Consider the following 20,440-nt stretch of genomic DNA (forward strand, 5'->3'; position numbering starts at 1 on the left):
CTCACCAGGTGGCGCGCTCGAGCGCGTAGTCCTGCAGGCTGCGGACCGTGTGCTCGGTGCCGATCGTCTCGATCGCGGCGACCGCCGCGCCGAGCTGGGCGATCGTCGTGAACAGCGGCTTGTCCGCCGCGACGGTGGCCGCGCGGATCTCGTAGCCGTCCGCGCGCCCGGCCGCACCGGACGGCGTGTTGATGACGATGTCGACCTCGCCGCGGGCGAGCAGGTCGACGACGCTCTCGCCGCCCTCGCTGAACTTGCCGACGAGGGTGACCTCGATGCCGTTGCGGCGCAGGACCTCGGCGGTCCCCTCGGTCGCCGTGATCGTGAAGCCGAGCTGCTGCAGGCGGTGGATCGGCAGGACGACCTGACGCTTGTCGGTGTCGGCGACGCTCACGAAGACGGTGCCGCTCGTCGGCAGGCCGCCGTACGCGGCGTCCTGCGACTTCAGGAACGCCCGCGGGAAGTCGCGGTCGATGCCCATGACCTCGCCCGTGGAGCGCATCTCGGGGCTGAGCACCGAGTCGACGACCTGGCCGTCGTGGGTCCGGAAGCGCCGGAAGGGCAGCACGGCCTCCTTCACGGCGACCGGGGCCTGCGGGGGCACCGACGAGCCGTCGCGTTCGGGCAGGAGCCCCTCGGCGACGAGGGCGTCGATCGAGGTCCCGGTCATGATCCGGCTCGCGGCCTTGGCGAGCGGGATGCCGAGCGCCTTCGAGACGAAGGGCACGGTGCGGCTGGCTCGGGGGTTCGCCTCGAGGACGTAGAGCACGCCGGCGCCGATGGCGAACTGGACGTTGAGCAGGCCCTGGACCCCGATGCCGCGCGCGATCCGCTCGGTGGCCTCGACCACGCCGCGGATCTCCGCCTTGCCGAGTCCGACCGGGGGCAGGGTGCACGCCGAGTCGCCGGAGTGGATGCCGGCCTCCTCGATGTGCTCCATGATCCCGCCGATGTACAGGCGCTCCCCGTCGAAGAGGGCGTCGACGTCGATCTCCACCGCGTCGTCGAGGAAGCGGTCGACCAGGAGGGGCAGCTCCGGGCCGATGATCGCCTGGTCGGCCATCCGGTCGAAGTAGTCGGCGAGGGCGGTCGGGTCGTAGACGATCTCCATGCCGCGGCCGCCGAGCACGAACGACGGCCGGACGAGGACCGGGTAGCCGATCTCCTCGGCCACCGCGGTCGCGCTCGCGAGGTCGTGCGCGGTGCCGTTGCGGGGTGCGAGGAGGCCGGCGTCCTCGAGGATCGCAGCGAACTGCCCGCGCTCCTCGGCTGAGTCGATGGCCGACGGCGAGGTGCCGAGGATCGGGATGCCCGCGGCCTCGAGCGGCTTCGCGAGCCCGAGGGCCGTCTGCCCGCCGAGCTGCACGACCACGCCGACGAGCTCACCGGATGCCGCCTCGGCCTCGATGACCTCGAGGACGTCCTCGGTGGTCAGCGGCTCGAAGTACAGACGGTCCGACGTGTCGTAGTCCGTGGAGACGGTCTCGGGGTTGCAGTTGATCATGATCGTCTCGAACCCGGCGTCGCTCAGCGCGAAGGACGCGTGCACGCAGGAGTAGTCGAACTCCACACCCTGGCCGATGCGGTTCGGGCCGGAGCCCAGGATGACGACCTTCTTGCGGTCGCTCGCGGCGACCTCCGTCTCGGTGTCGTACGACGAGTAGTGGTACGGCGTGAGCGCGGGGAACTCGCCGGCGCAGGTGTCGACCGTCTTGAAGACCGGGCGGATGCCCAGCCCGTGCCGGGCGTCACGTGCCTCCTGCTCGGTGATCCCGCGCAGCGACGCGATCTGGGCGTCGCTGAAGCCGTGCTCCTTCGCCCACCGCAGGGTGTCGGCGTCGAGCGTCTCGGCGGCGGCCACCTCGCCCGCGACCTCGTTGATGAGGACGATCTGGTCGATGAACCAGGGGTCGATCTTGGTCGCCTCGAAGACCTCGTCCGCGGTGGCACCGGCGACGAGGGCCTGCTGCACCGTGACGATCCGGCCGTCCGTCGGGGTCGTCGACTGCTCCAGCAGCGCGTCCTTGTCGAGCTCGGCGGCCGGGGTGTCCCAGTGGAAGCTGGACCCGCGCTTCTCCAGGCTCCGCAGCGACTTCTGGAGCGCGGTGGCGTAGTTCCTGCCGATCGCCATCGCTTCGCCGACGCTCTTCATCGTCGTGGTGAGGGTGGCGTCGGCGGCCGGGAACTTCTCGAACGCGAACCGCGGGGTCTTCACGACCACGTAGTCGAGCGTCGGCTCGAAGCTCGCCGGCGTCACCTGCGTGATGTCGTTCTGGATCTCGTCGAGGCGGTACCCGATGGCGAGCTTCGCGGCGATCTTCGCGATCGGGAAGCCCGTCGCCTTCGAGGCGAGGGCCGACGAGCGCGACACGCGCGGGTTCATCTCGATGACGATGATCCGGCCGTTCGACGGGTCGACCGCGAACTGGATGTTGCAGCCGCCGGTGTCGACGCCCACGCGGCGGATGATGTCGATGCCGATGTTCCGCATGTTCTGGTACTCGCGGTCGGTCAGCGTCAGGGCCGGGGCGACCGTGATCGAGTCGCCCGTGTGCACGCCGACCGGGTCGACGTTCTCGATCGAGCAGATGACGACCGTGTTGTCGAAGTTGTCGCGCATGAGCTCGAGCTCGTACTCCTTCCAGCCGAGGATCGACTCCTCGAGGAGCACCTCGGTGGTCGGGCTGGACTGGAGGCCGTCGCCCACGAAGCGGACGAGCTCCTCCTCGTTGTAGGCGAAGCCCGAGCCGAGGCCACCCATCGTGAAGGACGGACGGACCACGAGCGGGTACCCGAGGTCGGCCGCGTACTCCTTGGCTTCCTCGAGGGTGTGCGCGATGTGGCTCCGGGCGACGTCGGCGCCGGACTCGAGCACGAGCTCCTTGAAGAGCTGGCGGTCCTCGCCGCGCTGGATGGCGTCGACCTTCGCGCCGATGAGCTCCACGCCGTACTTCTCGAGGATCCCCTCGGCGTCGAGCTTGATCGCCGCGTTCAGTGCGGTCTGGCCGCCGAGGGTCGGCAGGACCGCGTCGGGCTGCTCGATCTTGATGATCTCCTCGAGCGAGGCGCTCGTGATCGGCTCGATGTAGGTCGCGTCGGCGAAGTCGGGGTCGGTCATGATCGTCGCCGGGTTCGGGTTGACGAGGATCACCCGGACGCCCTCGGCGCGGAGGACACGGCACGCCTGGGTGCCGGAGTAGTCGAACTCGGCGGCCTGCCCGATGACGATCGGGCCGGAGCCGATGACGAGGACGGAGTTGATGTCTGCGCGCTTCGGCATCAGTTGGCTTCCTTGGTGACGTCGGCTGCGGGGGTCGTGGCGTCGGCGGTGGCCGCGTCGAGCGGCCGGCCGTCACGTCGGGCACGGACGAGGTCCGCGAACCGGTCGAACAGGTACATCGAGTCGTGCGGGCCGGCCGCCGCCTCGGGGTGGTACTGCACGCTGAACGCGGGGACGTCGAGCGCGCGGAGGCCCTCGACCACGTTGTCGTTCAGGGAGTAGTGGGAGACCTCGACGCGGCCGAACCCGGCGGGCGACTCGATGACCTCGCCGAGGGGCGCGTCGACCGCGAAGCCGTGGTTCTGGCTCGTGATCTCGACCTTGCCCGTCGTGGTGTCGAGCACGGGCTGGTTGATGCCGCGGTGGCCGAACGGCAGCTTGTACGTGCCGAAGCCGAGCGCGCGGCCGAGGAGCTGGTTGCCGAAGCAGATGCCGAAGAACGGACGACCGGTCTTCAGCGACTCCTGCAGCAGCGACACCTGCGCGTCGCTCGCGGCGGGGTCGCCGGGGCCGTTCGAGTAGAAGAGGGCGTCGGGATCGAGCTCCTGCAGCGCCGACGCGGTGAGGTCCTGCGGCACGACGTGCACCTCGAACCCGCGCTCGGCGAGGTAGCGCGTGGTGGATGCCTTGACGCCGAGGTCGAGCACGGCCAGTCGGCCGATCTGCTCACCGACCGCGGGGACCACGTAGGTCTCGGGGGTGGACACGACCGAGGAGAAGCTCGCCCCGGCCATGCCGGCCTGCTCGCGGACGGCCGCGAGCTGCTCGTCCGCCGACAGGTCCGCCTCGGGGCCGCTGAACACGCCGCCCTTCATCGCGCCCGCGTCGCGGATCCGGCGGGTGAGCGCCCGGGTGTCGACCCCGGCGATGCCCACGATGCCGTCGCGGACGAGGTGGTCGTCGAGCGTCGCGTTCGCGCGGTGGTTCGACACGATGCGGCTGGGGTCGCGCACCACGTAGCCGGCCACCCAGATGCGGCGGGACTCGGGGTCCTCGTCGTTCACACCCGTGTTGCCGATGTGCGGCGCGGTCTGCACCACGATCTGCCCGGCGTAGGACGGGTCGGTCAGCGTCTCCTGGTAGCCGGTCATGCCGGTCGCGAAGACCACCTCACCCAGGGATCGGCCTCGGGCACCGTACGCCCGTCCCTCGTAGCGGGTGCCGTCCTCGAGGACCAGTAGGGCCCGTTCGCGTGTCATCAGTTCGTCCCTTCGCCCGCGGTGTGCGGGTGCTCGTGCTTCGTCGTCGGTCCCTGCAGGGCGGCGAGTGCTGCTGCCGCGTCGCCCTCCGGGAACCGGAAGTAGGTGTCGAGGTCCGTCGCACCTGCGGCGCCGGTCGCCGTCCATCGCAGACGGACCAGTCCCCCGGGCTCGACCACACGGTCGATGGCCCACGTGGCGCGGTCGGCGCCGCGGACGGCGTCGGCCGCGACCCAGCGGTCGGGTGCCCCGGCGTGGTGCATGACCACGCCGCGCTCGTGGACGCTCACGCCCCCGCGGCCCCGGAAGCCGAGCCCGCCGGCGGTGATGCGCTCCAGCGGTTGGTCGGCGCGGGTCGTCGCGACCGTGAAGCCGTCCCACGACCCGACCTGCGGACCCGGGTCGGCCGGGACCGGGACGGGAGGCACGGCACCCGCCTGCGCGCGGCTCCGGGTCCGCCACGTGCGCGCCATCGCGAGGAACAGCAGGGCCACCAGGAGGAGGATGACTCCCCCGGTGAGCCACCGGGCGGCGTCGCCGCTCACCGTGCAGCCTCGCGGGCCGCGGCCGCGTGCGCCGCGACCGTCTCGGCGGCGCGCGCCGCGACGGTCTCGTCGTCGACGACGGCGCCGTCGAGCACGGTCGGGTAGCCGTGGTGGAACGTGGCGACGACCCGGCCCGGCAGGCGCATGCCGAGGTACGGCGAGTTCTGCGACTGGCCGGCGAGGTCGGTCACGGCGAAGTCCCGCGACGCGTTCGGGTCGTACAGCGTGACCTCGGCCGGAGCGCCCTCGACCACGCCGTGGCCGTGTCCGTCGACCTGGCCGATGCGCGCCGGTGCTTCCGAGAGGACGCGGGCGACGTCCGACCACGCGAGCTGGCCGGAGTCGACCACGGCGGATTGGACGACGCTCAGCGCGGACTCGAGACCGACCATGCCGTTCGCGGCGGCGGGCCACTCGCAGCACTTCGCCTCGGCGGTGTGCGGCGCGTGGTCGGTGGCGACGATGTCGATCGTGCCGTCGGCGAGGGCGGCCCGGAGTGCCTCGACGTCCTCGCGGGCGCGGAGTGGCGGGTTGACCTTGTACCGGGCGTCGTACCCCGGCGCGCCGTCGACCCCGGCGATGAGGTCCTCGGTGAGCACGAGGTGGTGCGGCGTGACCTCGGCGGTGACGTGGATCCCGCGGGACTTCGCCCAGCGGATGACCTCGACGCTGCCGGCGGTCGAGACGTGGCAGACGTGCAGCCGTGCGCCGACGTGGTCGGCGAGCAGGACGTCGCGGGCGATGATGGCCTCTTCCGCGACGGCCGGCCAACCGGCGAGCCCGAGCTCCGACGAGAGTCGGCCCTCGTTCATCTGGGCGCCGATCGTGAGCCGGGGTTCCTGGGCGTGCTGCGCGATGACGCCGCCGAAGCCCTTGACGTACTCGAGTGCCCGGCGCATGAGCAGCGGGTCCGCGACGCAGGAGCCGTCGTCCGAGAACACCCGGACACGCGCACGGCTCGTCGCCATCGCACCGATCTCCGACAGGTGCGTGCCCTGCAGGCCCTGCGACACCGCGCCGATCGGGCGGACCGTGACGTAGCCCGCGTCGTCCCCGAGCGCCTGCACCTGCTCGACCACGCCGGCGGTGTCCGCCACCGGGTTCGAGTTCGCCATCGCGTTCACGGCGGTGAAGCCACCGGCGGCCGCCGCGCGCGACCCGGTGCGGACCGTCTCGGACTCCTCGCCGCCGGGCTCTCGGAGGTGGGTGTGCAGGTCCACGAGGCCGGGCAGGGCGATCAGGCCGTCCGCGTCGACGACCGTCGCCCCGGCCGCGTCGAGACCGGACCCGACCGCGGTGATGCGTCGTGCCTCCAGGCGGATGTCGGCACGCGTGCCGTCGACCAGTTGCGCGCCGCGGATGAGGTGGGCGGTCATGCGACGGACTCCTTCGCGTCGTGGTCGCCCGTCAGGGCGAGGTAGAGGACGGCCATGCGGACGCTCACGCCGTTGGCGACCTGCTCGACGACCGTCGAGCGCGGGTCGTCGGCGGCGACGCCGGCGATCTCGAGGCCGCGGTTCATCGGGCCGGGGTGCATGATCAGCGTGCGCTCGGGGAGCGCCGCGGCGCGCGCTGCCGTGAGGCCGAAGTGCCGCGTGTACTCGCGCTCGTTCGGGAAGAACGCGTCGTGCATGCGCTCCTGCTGGATGCGGAGCAGCATCACGACGTCGGGGTCCTCGGCGAGGGCGACGTCGAGGTCGTGGTGGACCGCGGCACCGAACGGGCGGTCGACGGCGGGCAGCAGCGTCGGCGGGGCGACGAACGTGACCTCGGCGCCGAGCGTGCGGAGGAGCCAGGCGTTGCTGCGTGCCACACGGCTGTGCAGGACGTCGCCGACGATCGCGACGCGGACGCCGTCGAGGCCCTGGCCCCGGCTGGCCGCACGGTGCAGGCGGCGGCGCATCGTGAAGGCGTCGAGCAGGGCCTGCGTCGGGTGCTCGTGCGTGCCGTCCCCGGCGTTGACGACCGGCACGTCGATCCAGTCCGCGTCCGCGAGCACCCGCGGGGCGCCGGACGCGCCGTGACGCATCACGATGCCGTCGATGCCCATCGCGCCGAGGGTCTGGACGGTGTCCTTCAGGGACTCGCCCTTCGAGACGCTCGACCCCTTCGCCGCGAAGTTGATGACGTCGGCGGAGAGCCGTTTGGCGGCTGCCTCGAACGAGATGCGGGTGCGGGTGGAGTCCTCGAAGAAGAGGTTCACGACCGTCTTGCCGCGGAGGGCCGGGAGCTTCCGGACCTCGCGGGTGTTGACCTCGGCCATCTCCTCGGCGACGTCGAGGATGTGGACGGCCTCGGCGCGGGAGAGGTCGGCGGTGGAGAGGAGGTGGCGCATCAGGAGTCGCCCCCCGGCTGCTGTGCCTCAGGCTGCTCGATGACGACCTCGTCGGTGCCGTCCGTCTCGGTCAGCCGCAGCGTGACCCGCTCGTCCGAGGCCGTCGGCAGGTTCTTGCCCACGTGGTCCGCGCGGATCGGGAGCTGGCGGTGGCCCCGGTCGACGAGCACGGCGAGCCGGACGGCGCGCGGCCGACCGATGCCCTGCAGCGCGTCGAGCGCAGCCCGGACGGTGCGGCCGGAGTACAGCACGTCGTCGACGAGCACGACGACCTTGCCGTCGATGCCGCTCGTGGGGATCGTGGTCCGGTGCGGCGCCCGCCCGATGCCGTGACCGAGGTCGTCACGGTGCATCGTCACGTCGAGGGTGCCGAGCCGCTGGTCGCGGTCGGCAGCCCAGTCGGGCTCGATGTCGGACAGGATCGCCGAGAGGCGCTCCGCCAGGACGGCACCCCGTGTCGGGATGCCCAGGAGCACGAGGTCCGAGGCGCCGTGGTTTGCCTCGAGGATCTCGTGCGCGATGCGTGTCAGAGCACGCGTGATGTCGGTGTTCTGCAGGACCGTTCGGGTACCCACGCCGACCTCCTTCCCCGCCTCACCGGACGGACTTAAAGGACGCTGACGTGGACAACCCTACCGGGACTCCTGGCCCCCTGCGACCGTCCGACCGGACGGTGCATCCTGCTGCTTCGACCCGGGGGCCCGACCGCCGGCGACGGCGCCGAGCACACCGTTGACGAAGCCCGCGGACTCCTCGGTGGAGAGGGACTGCGCCAGTTCGACGGCCTCGGCGATCGCGACGGCGTCGGGCACCTCGCTGTTGAAGCGGAGCTCCCACACGCCCATGCGGAGGATGCAGCGGTCGAGCACCGGCATGCGGGCGATCGACCACCCCTGGGCGTGGTCGACGATCACGGAGTCGATCTCGTGCCGCGCCTCGTCCACTCCCGTGACGATCTGCCGGGCGTAGTCCCAGCTCGACGCACGCTCGGGCTGGTCGAGGTGCCGGACGGTCTCGGTCGCGAGGACGTCCGCGATCGGCAGCTCGCGGACCTCCGCCACGTACAGCATGTCGAGGGCGCGCTTGCGGGCCTTCGAACGAGCACTCATACGGCGTCGCCTAGTTGTTCACGCGGCCGAGGAAGCTGCCGTCGCGCGTGTCGATCTTCACGGTGGTGCCGTTCTCCAGGTACAGCGGGACCTGGATGCGGTGACCGGTCGCGATGATCGTCGCGTCCTTCGTGCCACCGGAGGAGCGGTCGCCCTGGAGACCCGGCTCGGTCTCGACCTCGGTGACGATCGACGTCGGGAGCTCGATGTACAGCGGGTTGCCCTCGTTCATCGCGATGGTGACCATGGCGGACTCGAGGAGGTAGTTCTTCGCGTCGCCGACGACGGTCTCCGAGACGGGGATCTGGTCGTAGGTGTCGGTGTCCATGAACACGTACGACTCGCCGTCCTGGTACAGGTACTGGTAGTCGCGACGGTCGACGGTCGCGGTGTCGATCTTGGCGCCCGCGTTGAAGGTGCGGTCGACGACCTTGCCGGAGACGACGTTCTTGAGCTTCGTGCGGACGAACGCACCGCCCTTGCCCGGCTTGACGTGCTGGAACTCGACGACCGACCAGAGCTGGCCGTCGATGATGAGAACGGCGCCGTTCTTGATGTCAGTGGTGCTCGCCATGGGTCTTCCGTTCGATGGTGTTGTGAAGGTCTCGCGGGCACTGCGGCCCGGCGCGGCGGTCGCTGGCCGGATCGGCGCGACGCCCCGACGAGTGTAGCGGACGGGGTCCCGCTGCCGGACGCGGCTGCGTCGGGCCGGGCCGCGGAGACTCCGGACCGTCCGATCAGTCCTGCCGCCGCGCCCGCCACGCGTCGATCGCCGCCCACCCGAGCAGCACCACCGTCGCCCCGCCGAGCAGCGCCCCGGCCGCCCCGGTCGACAGCGCCGCCGTCGGACGGGCCGGCAGGGTCAGGTACACGATCGACAGGATCCCGGCCCCCGAGCCGAGCAGCACCAGCAGGATCCGCCGGATGAGCCCGGTCACGAGCCGCCGGTCCTGCCGGTCCCCGAAGAGTCGGATGTTCACCGACAGCCGACCGGTCTCGATCGCCTCCGTGATCCGGTCGACCCGACGCGGGAGCTTCCGCGCCGCGGACACGACACCGAACAGCTCGCGGACCGCGACGTCCCGCAGCGCCGACGGCCGCAGCTGGTCGCGGATCTGCTGCTTCGCGAGGTCCCGTGACTCCTCGAGGAGGTCGAACGACGGTGTGAGCGTCCGGAGCGTTCCCTCGAAGATCGCGAGCGCCCGTGCCGCCGCGACGAAGTCGGGCGGCGGCTTCAACCGGTAGCGACCGAACACCTCGACGGCGTCGTCGACGGTCTGCACGCCGATGCGGGCGCCCGGGCCGAGCTCGTCCGCGACGAAGCGGGCGATGTCCCGACGGAAGTCGGCCTCGTCGCGGGGATCGCGCACGGGGGCCATCCGCAGGACGTTGTCGGCGATCCGGGCCGTGTCGTCCTGGAGGTAGCCGGCCAGCAGCTCCTGGACCGTGTCCCGGAGACCGGGGTCGAGCCTCCCGACCGAACCGAAGTCGATCAACGCTGGCCGACCGTCGGGCAGGAGCACGACGTTCCCCGGGTGGAGGTCCGCGTGGTAGAGCCCGTCGAAGACCACCTGCCGGAGGAACGCCCGCAGGATCGCGCGCATCGGCGCGTCGAGGTCGCGGTCCGACCGCTGCGCGCGCAGCGCGCTCAACGTGTCGCCTTCGAGGAACTCCATCACGAGGACCCGGCGGCCGGACAGCTCGGGGTACGGCACGGGCAGGTACACCTCGTCCGGCCGGGCGCTCCGGGCCTGCGCGGCACGGAGGGCGGCGAGGTTCCGGGCCTCTGACGAGAAGTCCACCTGCCGGACCAGGTCCGCCGCGTACTGCGACGCCACGTCCACGACGCCGACCTGCCGCGCCTCGGTGCTCGTGCGCGCCAGGAAGCGCACGACCCGCAGCGCGATGTCGACGTCGCGGCGCACGGCGGTGTCGATACCGGGCCGCTGGACCTTGACCGCGACCTCGGTGCCGTCGTGGAGGCGCGCACGGTGCACCTGTGCGATCGATGCGGCGGCGACGGGTTCGGGGTCGAACGACGCGAAGACCTCGTCCACCGGCGCGTGCAGTTCGGTCGCGAGGAGTTCGGCGACCTCGTCCGCGGGCGCGGGCGCCACGTTCCGTTGCAGGTGCGCGAGCTCCTCGGTCCACTCGTCCGGGAGCAGGTCGTCCCGGGTGGAGAGCAGCTGCCCCATCTTGACGAAGCCGCCGCCGGCCTCCTCGAGCGCGCGGCGCAGGTGGTCGGCCTGGTCACGCCGCAGCTCGCTCGTCTCGGGGTCACGGGAGAAGTCGAGGCGGCGGAACGGGAGGAGGTGGTGACGTCGGGCGATGCGCAGGAGTTCGGCGAAGCGGCGGCCGCGGGTGCGCAGGCTGCCGACGTCCGCGTCCTGCTGGCCGAGGTCGCTCAGGCGGGGCGGGGTGGGCACCGGACCAGTCTGCTCCCGTGGCCTGGGTCCGGCTGGGCGACGCGGGTACGCGGGAGGGCCGACGCGACGTGCGCGGCTCGGCGGTCGGCTCCTGCACAGTCTGGAGGCACGTCTCGCCGTCCACAGGTCGGCTCCCGGCCGATCGGTGGCCGCCCTGGGCCGTCGAGGATCAGTGCATGGAGACAGCACTCATCGGCGCCTTGATCGCCGCAGGGGCGGCGATCGGCGCCGCCGTCGTCAGCTGGTTCGGCGCGTTCCAGTCGCGCCGAGCCGCCGACCGTGACCATGCGTGGCGGCGGTTCGTCTGGGCGATCGGCGATCGCCGGACCAAGGCAGAGTACGACATATCAATCACTGTGCTCCGGCGACTCGAACACGTAGCGTGGTGGTCCAGGCCTGACCGCGAACTCGCAACCCGGGCGCTTCGCCGGGTGATGAGCCCGCCGCTGGTCCAGGACGACGACCCCGAGGAGGACCGCTGATGCCGTTGTTCAAGGCGCTGCCCGACGCGATGGACCCGGACCGTGATGACGACGAGTACTGGGCGTACGAGAACGGCGCAACGGTGCCGGAGTACCTGGAGTGGCGTCGCACCAACGTCCTCACGGTGTCGATGCGGGTGAAGTGGTGGTGGCGACGGACACGGCGTGTCCTGCGCTGAGTCCGCCCGCCACTCGGTGTCCGGCTAGACGCCGACCTCTTGGTACGCCGTGAACAGCAGGTGGTCCTCGGGCCCCTCGAGCGTCGTCGGCTTGCCGACCCCGTCGAGGATGATGAACCGCAGCATGCCCGCACGTGCCTTCTTGTCGCGGCGCATGGTCGCGAGGAGACCTTCCCACCGTCCGATGCCGTAGGTCGTGGGCAACTCGAGTGACTCCAGGACCGACCGGTGCCGATCCACCGTTGCGTCGTCGAGGTGCCCGGTGAGCCGCGCGAGTTCGGCGGCGAACACCATGCCGACCGCGACCGCCGCGCCGTGCCGCCACTGGTAGCGCTCGGCGTGCTCGATCGCGTGCCCGAGCGTGTGCCCGTAGTTGAGGATCTCGCGCCGGCCCTGCTCGGTGAAGTCGTCCGACACCACCTGCGCCTTGAGCTCGATCGCGAGCTCGACCACCCGCCGGAACTCAGGCGTGGTCGGGTCGGTCACGCGGGCGACGTCCGCCTCGATGACGTCGAGGATCTCCGGCACGGCGATGAACCCGGCCTTCACGATCTCGGCGAAGCCGGTGAGGATCTCGTTGCGCGGGAGCGAGCGCACGAGGTCGAGGTCCGCGACGACCGCACGGGGGGCGGAGAACGCGCCGACGAGGTTCTTCCCCTCGTTCGTGTTGATCCCCGTCTTGCCGCCGACGCTCGCGTCGACCATGCCGAGCACGCTCGTCGGGATGGCGACGTACGGCACGCCGCGGAGCCAGGTGGCGGCGACGAAGCCGGCGAGATCGGTGACCGCCCCGCCGCCGAGCCCGATCACGGCGTCCGTCCGGGTGAAGTCGGACTGCCCCATGATCTGCCAGCAGAACGCCGCGACCTCGACGCGCTTGGCGCCCTCGGCATCGGGGACCTCGGCGATGAGTGCCTCGAGTCCCGCGTCGACGAGCATCTCGCGGAGGTCGTTCGCCCGCGCGCCGAGGGTCGGCGCGTGCACGATGAGGACCTTCGCGACCCGGGGGCCGAGCAGCACGGGCACGGAGCCGAGCAGCCCGTTGCCGACCGCGACGACGTAGCCGTCATCGCCGCCGACGCGGATCTCGGTGGTGCCCTCGGGCAGGACGGCTTCGGTCACGGGGTCGCTCCTGGTTCGTTCGTGCGCGGTCCGCCCGCGCCCGGTGCGGTTGCACCTGGTGCGTTCGGGTCGGGTGCACCTGCTTGCTGTTCGTGGTCACGGACCCACGCGACGACGTCCGCCACGACGTGGGACATCGGCCGACGCGAGGTGTCGAGGACCACGTGGGCGAGCTCGGCGTAGGTCGCGGCACGCTCGTCCATGATCGTCTGCCACGCGTCGATCCCGCCGTGTGCGAGCAGCGGACGGTCACTTCCGGCGATCCGGTCCGCCACCGCCTCGGGCGAGACCGTGAGGAGCACGATCCGTGCCCCTGCAAGCGCTTCGCGGGTGGCCGCGTGCGTGACGGCCCCGCCCCCGACGGCGACCACGCCACCGCTGGTGACGGCGTCGCGCACGGCGGCGGCCTCGAACTCGCGGAACGCCGGCTCGCCGCGCGTCTCGAAGATCGTCGGGATCGGGCCGTGGTCGCGGACGATCACCCGGTCGGTGTCGGTGAACGGCACGTCGAGGGCCTTCGCGACGCGCTTGCCCACGGTCGACTTGCCCGCGCCCATCGGGCCGATGACGACCACCGGCGCCGAGAGCCGACCCGTGCGTGCCGCTCCGGATCGCGGTCCGCCGCTCACGGGACGGGCGTGGTGTCCGCCGACTCGGTCCGACGGGAGCGGAGCGTCTCGGGGATCGACGCGAGGTACGCGTCGAGGTTCCGCTTCGTCTCCGCCACGCTGTCGCCGCCGAACTTCTCGAGCACCGCGTCGGCGAGGACGAGCGCGACCATCGCCTCGGCGACCACCCCCGAGGCAGGGACGGCGCAGACGTCGGAACGCTGGTGGTGCGCGGACGCGTCCTCACCCGTCGTGACGTCGATGGTGTGCAGAGCGTGCGGCACGGTCGCGATCGGCTTCATCCCGGCGCGGACCCGCAGCACGGTGCCGGTGGACATACCGCCCTCGGTGCCGCCGGCACGGTCGGTGGTCCGGACGATCTCGCCGTCTTCGCGGTAGAGCTCGTCGTGTGCCTCGGAGCCGCGGCGGCCGGCGGTCGCGAAGCCGTCACCGACCTCGACCCCCTTGATCGCCTGGATGCCCATGATCGCTGCGGCGAGGCGCGCATCGAGTCGTCGGTCCCACTGCACGTGCGACCCGAGCCCCGGCGGGACGCCGTAGAAGAGGACCTCGACGACGCCGCCGAGGGTGTCGCCGTCCTTCTTCGCGGCCTCGACCTCGGTGACCATCCGCGCCGAGGTCTCGGCGTCGAAGCAGCGCAGCTGGTCGTCGTCGAGACGGTCGACGTCGTCGGGGAGCGGCAGGGCCGTTCCGTCCGGGACACGGACGGTCCCGACCTGGAGCGTGTGCGCCACCGACCGCATGCCGAGCTCGGCGAGGAAGGACTTCGCGACGGCGCCGAGCGCCACCCGAGCGGCGGTCTCGCGGGCGGAGGCGCGTTCGAGGATCGGGCGGGCCTCGTCGAAGCCGTACTTCTGCATCCCGACGAGGTCGGCGTGACCGGGCCGCGGTCGGGTCAGCGGCGCCGAACGCCCGCGCGACATCTCCGTCTGCTCGATCGGCTCGGGGCTCATGACCTCGACCCACTTCGGCCACTCGGTGTTGCCGATGCGGATCGCGATCGGGCTGCCGAGGGAGTAGCCGTGCCGGACACCGCCGGACACGTGCAGCTCGTCCTGCTCGAACTTCATGCGGGAGCCCCGGCCGTACCCGAGCTTGCGGCGCGCGAGGTCGGTACGGATGGACTCGAACGACACCGGGACACCCGCGGGCAGACCCTCGAGCATCGCGATCAGTTCGGGTCCGTGGGACTCACCAGCAGTCAACCAACGAAGCATGGTGACAATCCTCCCACAGCGGGGTCGTGTGCGACGCCGGGCCTCGTGGCGGCCGGGCCTACTGGTAGTCGGGGTGTGCCCGCAACCACGCCTGGAATTTCGCCACCGCGACCTGGTGCTCGGCGTACGTGTCCGAGAACACCGTCTCGCCGGTCTCGAGGTTCACCGTCACGAAGTACAGCCACTTGCCCTGCGCCATGTCCGTCACGGCCTTGATCGCGATGTCACCCGGGTTCGAGATCGGCGCCGGCGGCAGACCCTTGTGCACGTAGGTGTTGTACTCGTTCGAGGCGTCGCCGCGCTCTTCGTCGGTCGTGGTCACGCGGTGCGTGTTCCCGGTCCCGTACGCGACGGTGGCGTCGGACTGCAGCGGCATGTCGATGTCGAGCCGGTTCTGGAAGACCCGCGCGACCTTCGGGTAGTCCGCCGCGAGGCCGGCCTCCTTCTGCACGAGCGACGCGAAGACGATCACGCGCTCCTGATCGGCCGTGGCGACACCCGCGGAGGCAAGGTGCTCCTTCATGGTGTCGACCATGGACTGGAAGTACTGCTTCGCGGTCCAGCCCGGGTTGATCGGGTAGGTCGCCGGGAACAGCCACCCCTCGAGGGTCTTCGCGTTCGCCGGGAGCCCGTAGGCGGAGACGTCCTTCGCTGCGGCCGAGACCTCGGCCTCGGTGAGTCCGGCCTTCGAGACCATGCCGGCTTCGATGTCCTTCAGCGCCGTGCCCTCGGGGATGACGATCGACGCCTTGACGGCGTTCGACGGGTCCTGCAGCGCCGCGAGGGCCGCCTTCGAGCTCATCTCCTTCTTCAGGGTGTACGAGCCGGGCTGGAACTGCACCTCGGGCGACTGCAGCAGGAGCTTGTAGAAGACCTTCGAGCTCTTCACGACGTCGCTTCGCTGGAGGGTCTTCGCGACGTCCTCGCCGATGTCGCCCTGTCTGATGGTGATGGTGACCTTGCCGGTCCCGCCGCCGCTGTAGTCGTCCGACTCCTGCGCCCCGGTGACCGCGGCCACGACCTGCTGGATCTTCGGTGCGATGAACCCGTACCCGGCCACCCCGCCCGCGAGGACGATCGCCACGATCACGATCCCCGCGATGAGCGGTCCGCGGCGGCGCGGTGGTCGCGGTTCGCGACCCGGCCTGGAGGCACGGCCTCCCCCGCCACGCCCCTCGCCGGCTCTTGCTGCCGCGGCTCGTGCCACCTCGTCCTGCGGCACGACGTGCTCACCGGTGAGCAGGGCGGTCACCTCCGGGTGCAGCTCCTCGGCTCTGGTCGCGACGGGTGCATCGGCCGGCGACACCGGTCGGTCGCGGTCACGTCGCGAGACCGTGGGAGCCAGGTCGTCGACGGGCGGGGCCTCCGCACGCTGCTCGTCGTCACGCTCCCCGTCACCACGCTGCCCGTCGCCGGACCGGCGGTCGGGGGTGACGTCGTCGTGCTGCGGCTCCGCGGCTGCCTCCCGTGCGGCTTCGCGTGCGCGCGCCTCACGGCGTGACAGCGGGCGGTCGTCGTCCGACTCGGCGTCGTCGCCGAGCCGTCGCCGTCCGCCGTCGCCAGCGGGCGCGATGATCGCGTTCCAGTCCAGGTCGTCTGCCAACGGATCCTCTGGTCTCTCGTTCGGGGACTCCCGCTGGGGCACCGCACACGGCAGCGGTCCGTCGGAGCCCGCTCTTCGCTGGGCTCGTCCGTCAGGGGAGCTCGGCCCCTGGCGGGGCGCCGGACGCACGCTCGTGGTCGAGCGCGTGTTGCAGAATGATAACAGCGGCCGCTTGGTCGATCACGGCGCGGGACTTCTTCGTGTTCCGGCCGGCCTGGTGGAGGCCGCGCTGCGCCGTGACGGTCGACAGCCGCTCGTCCACGAGCCGGACCGGACGGTGCTCGGCGATCCGCGCGGCGAACACCCGTGCGTCCTCGGTCGACGGGGTGTCTCCGCCGGACATCGACAGCGGCAGGCCGACGACCACCTCGAGCACCTCGTACTCGTCCGCGATCGCGAGGATCCGCCCGAGGTCGGCGTCGTCATCGCGTCGGACGGTCTCGACCGGCGTCGCGAGCAACCCGTCGCGGTCGCACACGGCGACCCCGATCCGAGCACGGCCGACATCGATGCCGAGCCGCCGCCCGGACCGGATCGCCACGCTCAGCCCGCCAGGCGGGCGGTCACGGCCCGGAGCGCCGCGGGCAGCGCCGCCGCGTCGGTGCCGCCGCCCTGGGCGAGGTCCGGCTTGCCGCCGCCACCGCCACCGAGGACTCCGGCCGCTTCCTTGGCGAGCGGACCGGCCTGCACGCCCGCGGCGCGCGCCGCGTCGTTCGTCGCGACGATGACGACCGGCTTCTCGTTCACCACGGCGCCGAGCACGACGACCGCCGCACCGTCGCCGAGCTGCGCGCGGACCCCGGTCGCGAGGGAACGGAGGTCGTCGCCGGACTGGAGACCGTCGACGGTCTCCGCGACGACGGTCGTGGCGCCGACGGTCGACGCCGTCCGCGCGATCGTCGGCACGCGCTGCTGCAGGTTCGCCGACTCGAACTCGGCGATCCGCTTCTGCGCAGACTTCAGGTCGTCCATGAGGGACTGGATGCGCGTCGGGAGGTCCTCTCGCGGGGCCTTGAGCGCGCTCGACAGCTGGGACACGATCGTCCGCTCGACCGCGAGGTCACGGAAGCCCTCGAGTCCGACGAGGGCCTCGACGCGGCGGTTCGTCGAACCGACACTCGACTCCCCCACGAGGTTGACGAGCCCGACCTGCGCGCTCGACGCCACGTGGGTGCCGCCGCAGAGCTCGCGGGACCACGGGCCACCGATGTCGACCATGCGGACCTCGGCTCCGTACTTCTCGCCGAACAGCGCCTGCGCGCCGAGTTCCTTCGCCTCGGCCAGCGGGAGCACCCGCGTCGAGACCTCGAGGTCCGAGCGGATCGCGTTGTTCACGACGTCCTCGATCTCGGAACGCGTCTCGAGCGACACGGGCTGCGACCAGGAGAAGTCGAGACGCATGTAGCCGGACTTGTTGTACGAGCCGGCCTGCAACGCCTCCGGGCCGAGGATGTCCCGCAGCGCCGCGTTCACGAGGTGCGTCGCGGAGTGGGCCTGGGTCGCACCGCGGCGGTACTCGGCGTCGACCACGGTCGTGGCGGCGTCGCCGACACCGACCTCACCCGAGCGCACCTGCACGGTGTGGCTCCAGAGCCCGGTCACCGGGCGCTGGACGTCGAGGACCTCGAGGTCGAAGCCGTTGCCGATGATCGAGCCCTGGTCGGCGTCCTGTCCGCCGGACTCCGCGTAGAGCGAGGTCTCGCCGAGGATGACCTCGGCGATGTCACCGGCGACCGCACGGTCGACGCTGGCGCCGTCGACGATGATGCCGAGGACGGAGGTCTCGGCCTCGAGGGCGTCGTACCCGAGGAACGTCGTCTCGCCCTGGGCCCGGAAGGCGCTGTAGACGCTGAGGTCCGCCAGCGCCGTCTTCTTGCTCTTCGCGTCCGCCTTCGCACGGGCACGCTGCTCGGACATCAGGGTGTCGAACGCGCCGCGGTCGACCTGGACCCCGGCCTCCTCGGCCATCTCGAGCGTCAGGTCGATCGGAAAGCCGAACGTGTCGTGCAGCAGGAACGCGGTGTCGCCGCCGATCGCGGGCTTGCCGTCCGCCTTCGCGCGCTCGACCGCGACGTCGAGGATCGTCGTGCCCTGCGCCAGCGTGCGGAGGAAGGTCTCCTCCTCCGCGTAGGCGATGCGTGCGATGCGGTCGTAGTCGGACGCCACCTCGGGGTAGGCGTCGCGCATCGCGTCGCGCGACGCCGGGAAGAGTTGCGGGAACGTCGCACCCTCGACGCCGAGGAGCCGCATGGCACGCACCGTGCGGCGGAGCAGGCGGCGGAGGATGTACCCGCGCCCCTCGTTCGACGGCGAGACACCGTCGGCGATCAGCATGAGCGCCGAGCGGACGTGGTCGGCGATGACGCGCATCCGGACGTCGTCCTCGTGCACGGCGCCGTACCGGCGGCCGGAGACCTCCGCCGCCTTGTCGAGGACCGGGCGCACCTGGTCGATCTCGTACATGTTGTCGACGCCCTGCTTGATGAACGCGACACGCTCCAGGCCCATGCCGGTGTCGATGTTCTTGTTCGGCAGCTCACCGGTGATCTCGAAGTCGTACTTCGACCGCACGTCGGCGATCTGGTACTGCATGAAGACGAGGTTCCAGATCTCGACGTAGCGGTCGTCGTCCGTCGCCGGGCCGCCGTCGATGCCGTACGCCGGGCCGCGGTCGAAGAAGATCTCCGAGCACGGGCCGGCCGGACCGGGCTGACCGGTCGACCAGTAGTTGGTGTCCTTGCCGAGCCGCTGGATCCGCTCGTCGGGGAGGGACGAGTGCTGCTTCCAGAACGCGATCGCCTCGTCGTCGTCCTCGTACACCGTGACCCAGAGGTCGTCGGGCGAGAACCCGAGGCCGCCGTCGGACTCCGACGTCGTCAGGAGTTCCCAGGCGTACTGGATCGCCTGCTCCTTGAAGTAGTCGCCGAACGAGAAGTTGCCGTTCATCTGGAAGAACGTGCCGTGCCGCGGGGTCTTGCCGACCTCTTCGATGTCGTTCGTGCGGATGCACTTCTGCACGCTCGTCGCGCGCGGGTAAGGCGCCGGGACCAGTCCGGTGAGGTACGGGATGAACGGGACCATGCCCGCCACCGTGAACAGGAGCGACGGGTCGTCCGAGACGAGCGACGCGGACGGGACGACGGTGTGCCCGCGGTCGCCGAAGAACTGGAGCCAACGGCGGCGGATCTCTGCGGTCTGCATGGTGCTTCCTGGTTTCAGGTCGAGTGCGTGGGAGGAGGACGTACGGCGGTCGGTGACCGCGCTCAGACGTCGGTGCGGAGCTCGGCGTCGCGGGACTTGTACCCGTCGGCCACGGCGTCCGCGAAGGCCTTCGTCCGCGCGTTCACGTCGGCGAAGAAGCGCGCGCCGCCGGGGGTGTTCGCGACCTGGTGCGCGACGACGAACCCGATGACGACGCCGACGGCGACGAAGAACAGCTGCTTCACGGTGCCTCTCCCTCTCGCGTGCGTGGTGTGCGCGCCCGACAAGTGTAGTGGCGGTGCTGGGCGGGAACACGGAACGGCGGGCCGCCCTCTGAGAGGACGACCCGCCGTTCGTGGGTGATCAGGCGATCAGCGCGCTGCGTAGTACTCGACGACGAGCTGCACTTCACAGGTCACGGGGACCTCGGCGCGCTTCGGGCGACGCACGAGGCGGGCCTGGAGCTTGTCGATCTCGACCTCGAGGTAGCCCGGGACCTTCGGCAGGACTTCCTGGTGCCCACCGGCGGCGGCGACCTGGAACGGCTCGAGGGACTCGGAGCGCTGCTTCACGTGGATGAGCTGCCCCTCCTTCACGCGGAAGGACGGACGGTCGACGAGCTTGCCGTCGACGAGGATGTGGCGGTGCACGATCAGCTGACGGGCCTGCGCGGTCGTGCGGGCGAAGCCGGCACGGAGCACGAGGGCGTCGAGGCGCTGCTCGAGGAGCTCGACCAGGTTCTCACCGGTCAGGCCCTTCGTCTTGCGGGCCTCTTCGAACACGATGCGGAGCTGCTTCTCGCGGATGCCGTACTGGGCGCGCAGACGCTGCTTCTCACGGAGACGGACGGCGTAGTCGCTGTCCGCACGACGGCGGGTGCGGCCGTGCTCACCGGGGCCGTAGGGGCGCTTCTCGAGGTACCGGGCCGCCTTCGGCGTCAGCGGGATGCCGAGCGCACGCGAGAGGCGGGTCTTGCTACGGGTACGTGACTTGGTAGACACAGGGTCCTTTTCTCTGTCTGAACTGAACGGATCACGGGTCTCGGCACGCGCACGCACCGACGAACCCCGCGAAGGGATCCAGAGGGATGAGCCTGTGGGATCGGACGGCTAC

The 20,440-nt window shown here is 71.3% G+C and carries 19 protein-coding genes; 2 read left to right on the forward strand and 17 right to left on the reverse strand.

What is annotated here, in order from left to right:
* Position 1: 1 nt before the first annotated feature.
* The 9 genes from carB to NS184_RS12970 all read right to left on the reverse strand — a co-directional run bounded on the left by carB (position 2) and on the right by NS184_RS12970 (position 10,894).
* Positions 2 to 3,280, reverse strand: a complete 3,279-nt coding sequence (gene carB, locus NS184_RS12930; RefSeq protein ID WP_058726514.1) for a carbamoyl-phosphate synthase large subunit — start codon at positions 3,278 to 3,280, stop codon at positions 2 to 4.
* Positions 3,280 to 4,479 carry a glutamine-hydrolyzing carbamoyl-phosphate synthase small subunit gene (gene carA, locus NS184_RS12935; RefSeq protein ID WP_058726515.1) on the reverse strand — a complete coding sequence of 400 codons (1,200 nt, stop codon included), beginning with the start codon at positions 4,477 to 4,479 and terminating at the stop codon, positions 3,280 to 3,282. The genes carB and carA overlap by 1 nt, the downstream gene beginning before the upstream one ends.
* Positions 4,479 to 5,024 (reverse strand): hypothetical protein, encoded by a 546-nt coding sequence (locus NS184_RS12940; protein WP_058726516.1) that lies wholly within the window; start codon positions 5,022 to 5,024, stop codon positions 4,479 to 4,481. The genes carA and NS184_RS12940 overlap by 1 nt, the downstream gene beginning before the upstream one ends.
* Positions 5,021 to 6,400, reverse strand: coding sequence for a dihydroorotase (locus NS184_RS12945; protein WP_058726517.1), 1,380 nt, complete (start codon positions 6,398 to 6,400; stop codon positions 5,021 to 5,023). Before NS184_RS12945 ends, NS184_RS12940 begins: the two co-directional genes overlap by 4 nt.
* The gene (locus tag NS184_RS12950) at positions 6,397 to 7,359 is read right to left on the reverse strand and encodes an aspartate carbamoyltransferase catalytic subunit (RefSeq protein WP_058726518.1); all 963 of its coding nucleotides are present in this window, start codon (positions 7,357 to 7,359) and stop codon (positions 6,397 to 6,399) included. Before NS184_RS12950 ends, NS184_RS12945 begins: the two co-directional genes overlap by 4 nt.
* Positions 7,359 to 7,934: a bifunctional pyr operon transcriptional regulator/uracil phosphoribosyltransferase PyrR gene (gene pyrR / locus NS184_RS12955; RefSeq protein ID WP_058726519.1), complete on the reverse strand. Its 576-nt coding sequence runs from the start codon at positions 7,932 to 7,934 to the stop codon at positions 7,359 to 7,361. Before pyrR ends, NS184_RS12950 begins: the two co-directional genes overlap by 1 nt.
* A gap of 57 nt (positions 7,935 to 7,991) precedes the next feature.
* Positions 7,992 to 8,468 carry a transcription antitermination factor NusB gene (gene nusB, locus NS184_RS12960; RefSeq protein ID WP_058726520.1) on the reverse strand — a complete coding sequence of 159 codons (477 nt, stop codon included), beginning with the start codon at positions 8,466 to 8,468 and terminating at the stop codon, positions 7,992 to 7,994.
* Between the two features lie 10 nt (positions 8,469 to 8,478).
* Positions 8,479 to 9,042 carry an elongation factor P gene (gene efp, locus NS184_RS12965; protein ID WP_022902498.1) on the reverse strand — a complete coding sequence of 188 codons (564 nt, stop codon included), beginning with the start codon at positions 9,040 to 9,042 and terminating at the stop codon, positions 8,479 to 8,481.
* A gap of 163 nt (positions 9,043 to 9,205) precedes the next feature.
* Positions 9,206 to 10,894, reverse strand: coding sequence for an ABC1 kinase family protein (locus tag NS184_RS12970; protein ID WP_058726521.1), 1,689 nt, complete (start codon positions 10,892 to 10,894; stop codon positions 9,206 to 9,208).
* Between the two features lie 176 nt (positions 10,895 to 11,070).
* On the opposite strand from NS184_RS12970, the gene NS184_RS12975 reads away from it, so the two are divergent.
* The gene (locus NS184_RS12975) at positions 11,071 to 11,376 is read left to right on the forward strand and encodes a hypothetical protein (protein WP_152998214.1); all 306 of its coding nucleotides are present in this window, start codon (positions 11,071 to 11,073) and stop codon (positions 11,374 to 11,376) included.
* Positions 11,376 to 11,555, forward strand: coding sequence for a hypothetical protein (locus NS184_RS12980; protein WP_058726523.1), 180 nt, complete (start codon positions 11,376 to 11,378; stop codon positions 11,553 to 11,555). The genes NS184_RS12975 and NS184_RS12980 overlap by 1 nt, the downstream gene beginning before the upstream one ends.
* A 24-nt stretch (positions 11,556 to 11,579) precedes the next feature.
* Here the strand turns inward: NS184_RS12980 and aroB are convergent, their stop codons facing one another.
* The 8 genes from aroB to rpsD all read right to left on the reverse strand — a co-directional run bounded on the left by aroB (position 11,580) and on the right by rpsD (position 20,328).
* Positions 11,580 to 12,677: a 3-dehydroquinate synthase gene (gene aroB / locus NS184_RS12985; protein ID WP_430733544.1), complete on the reverse strand. Its 1,098-nt coding sequence runs from the start codon at positions 12,675 to 12,677 to the stop codon at positions 11,580 to 11,582.
* Positions 12,674 to 13,306, reverse strand: a complete 633-nt coding sequence (locus tag NS184_RS12990; RefSeq protein ID WP_345969012.1) for a shikimate kinase — start codon at positions 13,304 to 13,306, stop codon at positions 12,674 to 12,676. The genes aroB and NS184_RS12990 overlap by 4 nt, the downstream gene beginning before the upstream one ends.
* Positions 13,303 to 14,523 carry a chorismate synthase gene (gene aroC, locus NS184_RS12995; protein ID WP_058726524.1) on the reverse strand — a complete coding sequence of 407 codons (1,221 nt, stop codon included), beginning with the start codon at positions 14,521 to 14,523 and terminating at the stop codon, positions 13,303 to 13,305. The genes NS184_RS12990 and aroC overlap by 4 nt, the downstream gene beginning before the upstream one ends.
* A 58-nt stretch (positions 14,524 to 14,581) precedes the next feature.
* Entirely contained in the window at positions 14,582 to 16,126 is a 1,545-nt protein-coding gene (gene mltG, locus NS184_RS18755; RefSeq protein ID WP_242863051.1) for an endolytic transglycosylase MltG, read from the reverse strand.
* A 91-nt stretch (positions 16,127 to 16,217) separates the two neighbouring features.
* Complete coding sequence (gene ruvX / locus NS184_RS13005) at positions 16,218 to 16,661, reverse strand: Holliday junction resolvase RuvX (protein ID WP_058726560.1); 444 nt, start codon at positions 16,659 to 16,661, stop codon at positions 16,218 to 16,220.
* 8 nt (positions 16,662 to 16,669) lie between these two features.
* Positions 16,670 to 19,327: an alanine--tRNA ligase gene (alaS, locus tag NS184_RS13010; RefSeq protein ID WP_058726525.1), complete on the reverse strand. Its 2,658-nt coding sequence runs from the start codon at positions 19,325 to 19,327 to the stop codon at positions 16,670 to 16,672.
* Between the two features lie 62 nt (positions 19,328 to 19,389).
* The gene (locus tag NS184_RS13015) at positions 19,390 to 19,572 is read right to left on the reverse strand and encodes a hypothetical protein (RefSeq protein WP_058726526.1); all 183 of its coding nucleotides are present in this window, start codon (positions 19,570 to 19,572) and stop codon (positions 19,390 to 19,392) included.
* A gap of 126 nt (positions 19,573 to 19,698) precedes the next feature.
* A complete protein-coding gene (gene rpsD / locus NS184_RS13020; RefSeq protein ID WP_058726527.1) occupies positions 19,699 to 20,328 on the reverse strand; it encodes a 30S ribosomal protein S4 in 630 nt (209 codons plus the stop codon).
* Between the last annotated feature and the right edge of the window lie 112 nt (positions 20,329 to 20,440).

This window comes from Curtobacterium luteum, from assembly GCF_001475545.1.
GTDB lineage: Bacteria > Actinomycetota > Actinomycetes > Actinomycetales > Microbacteriaceae > Curtobacterium > Curtobacterium luteum_A.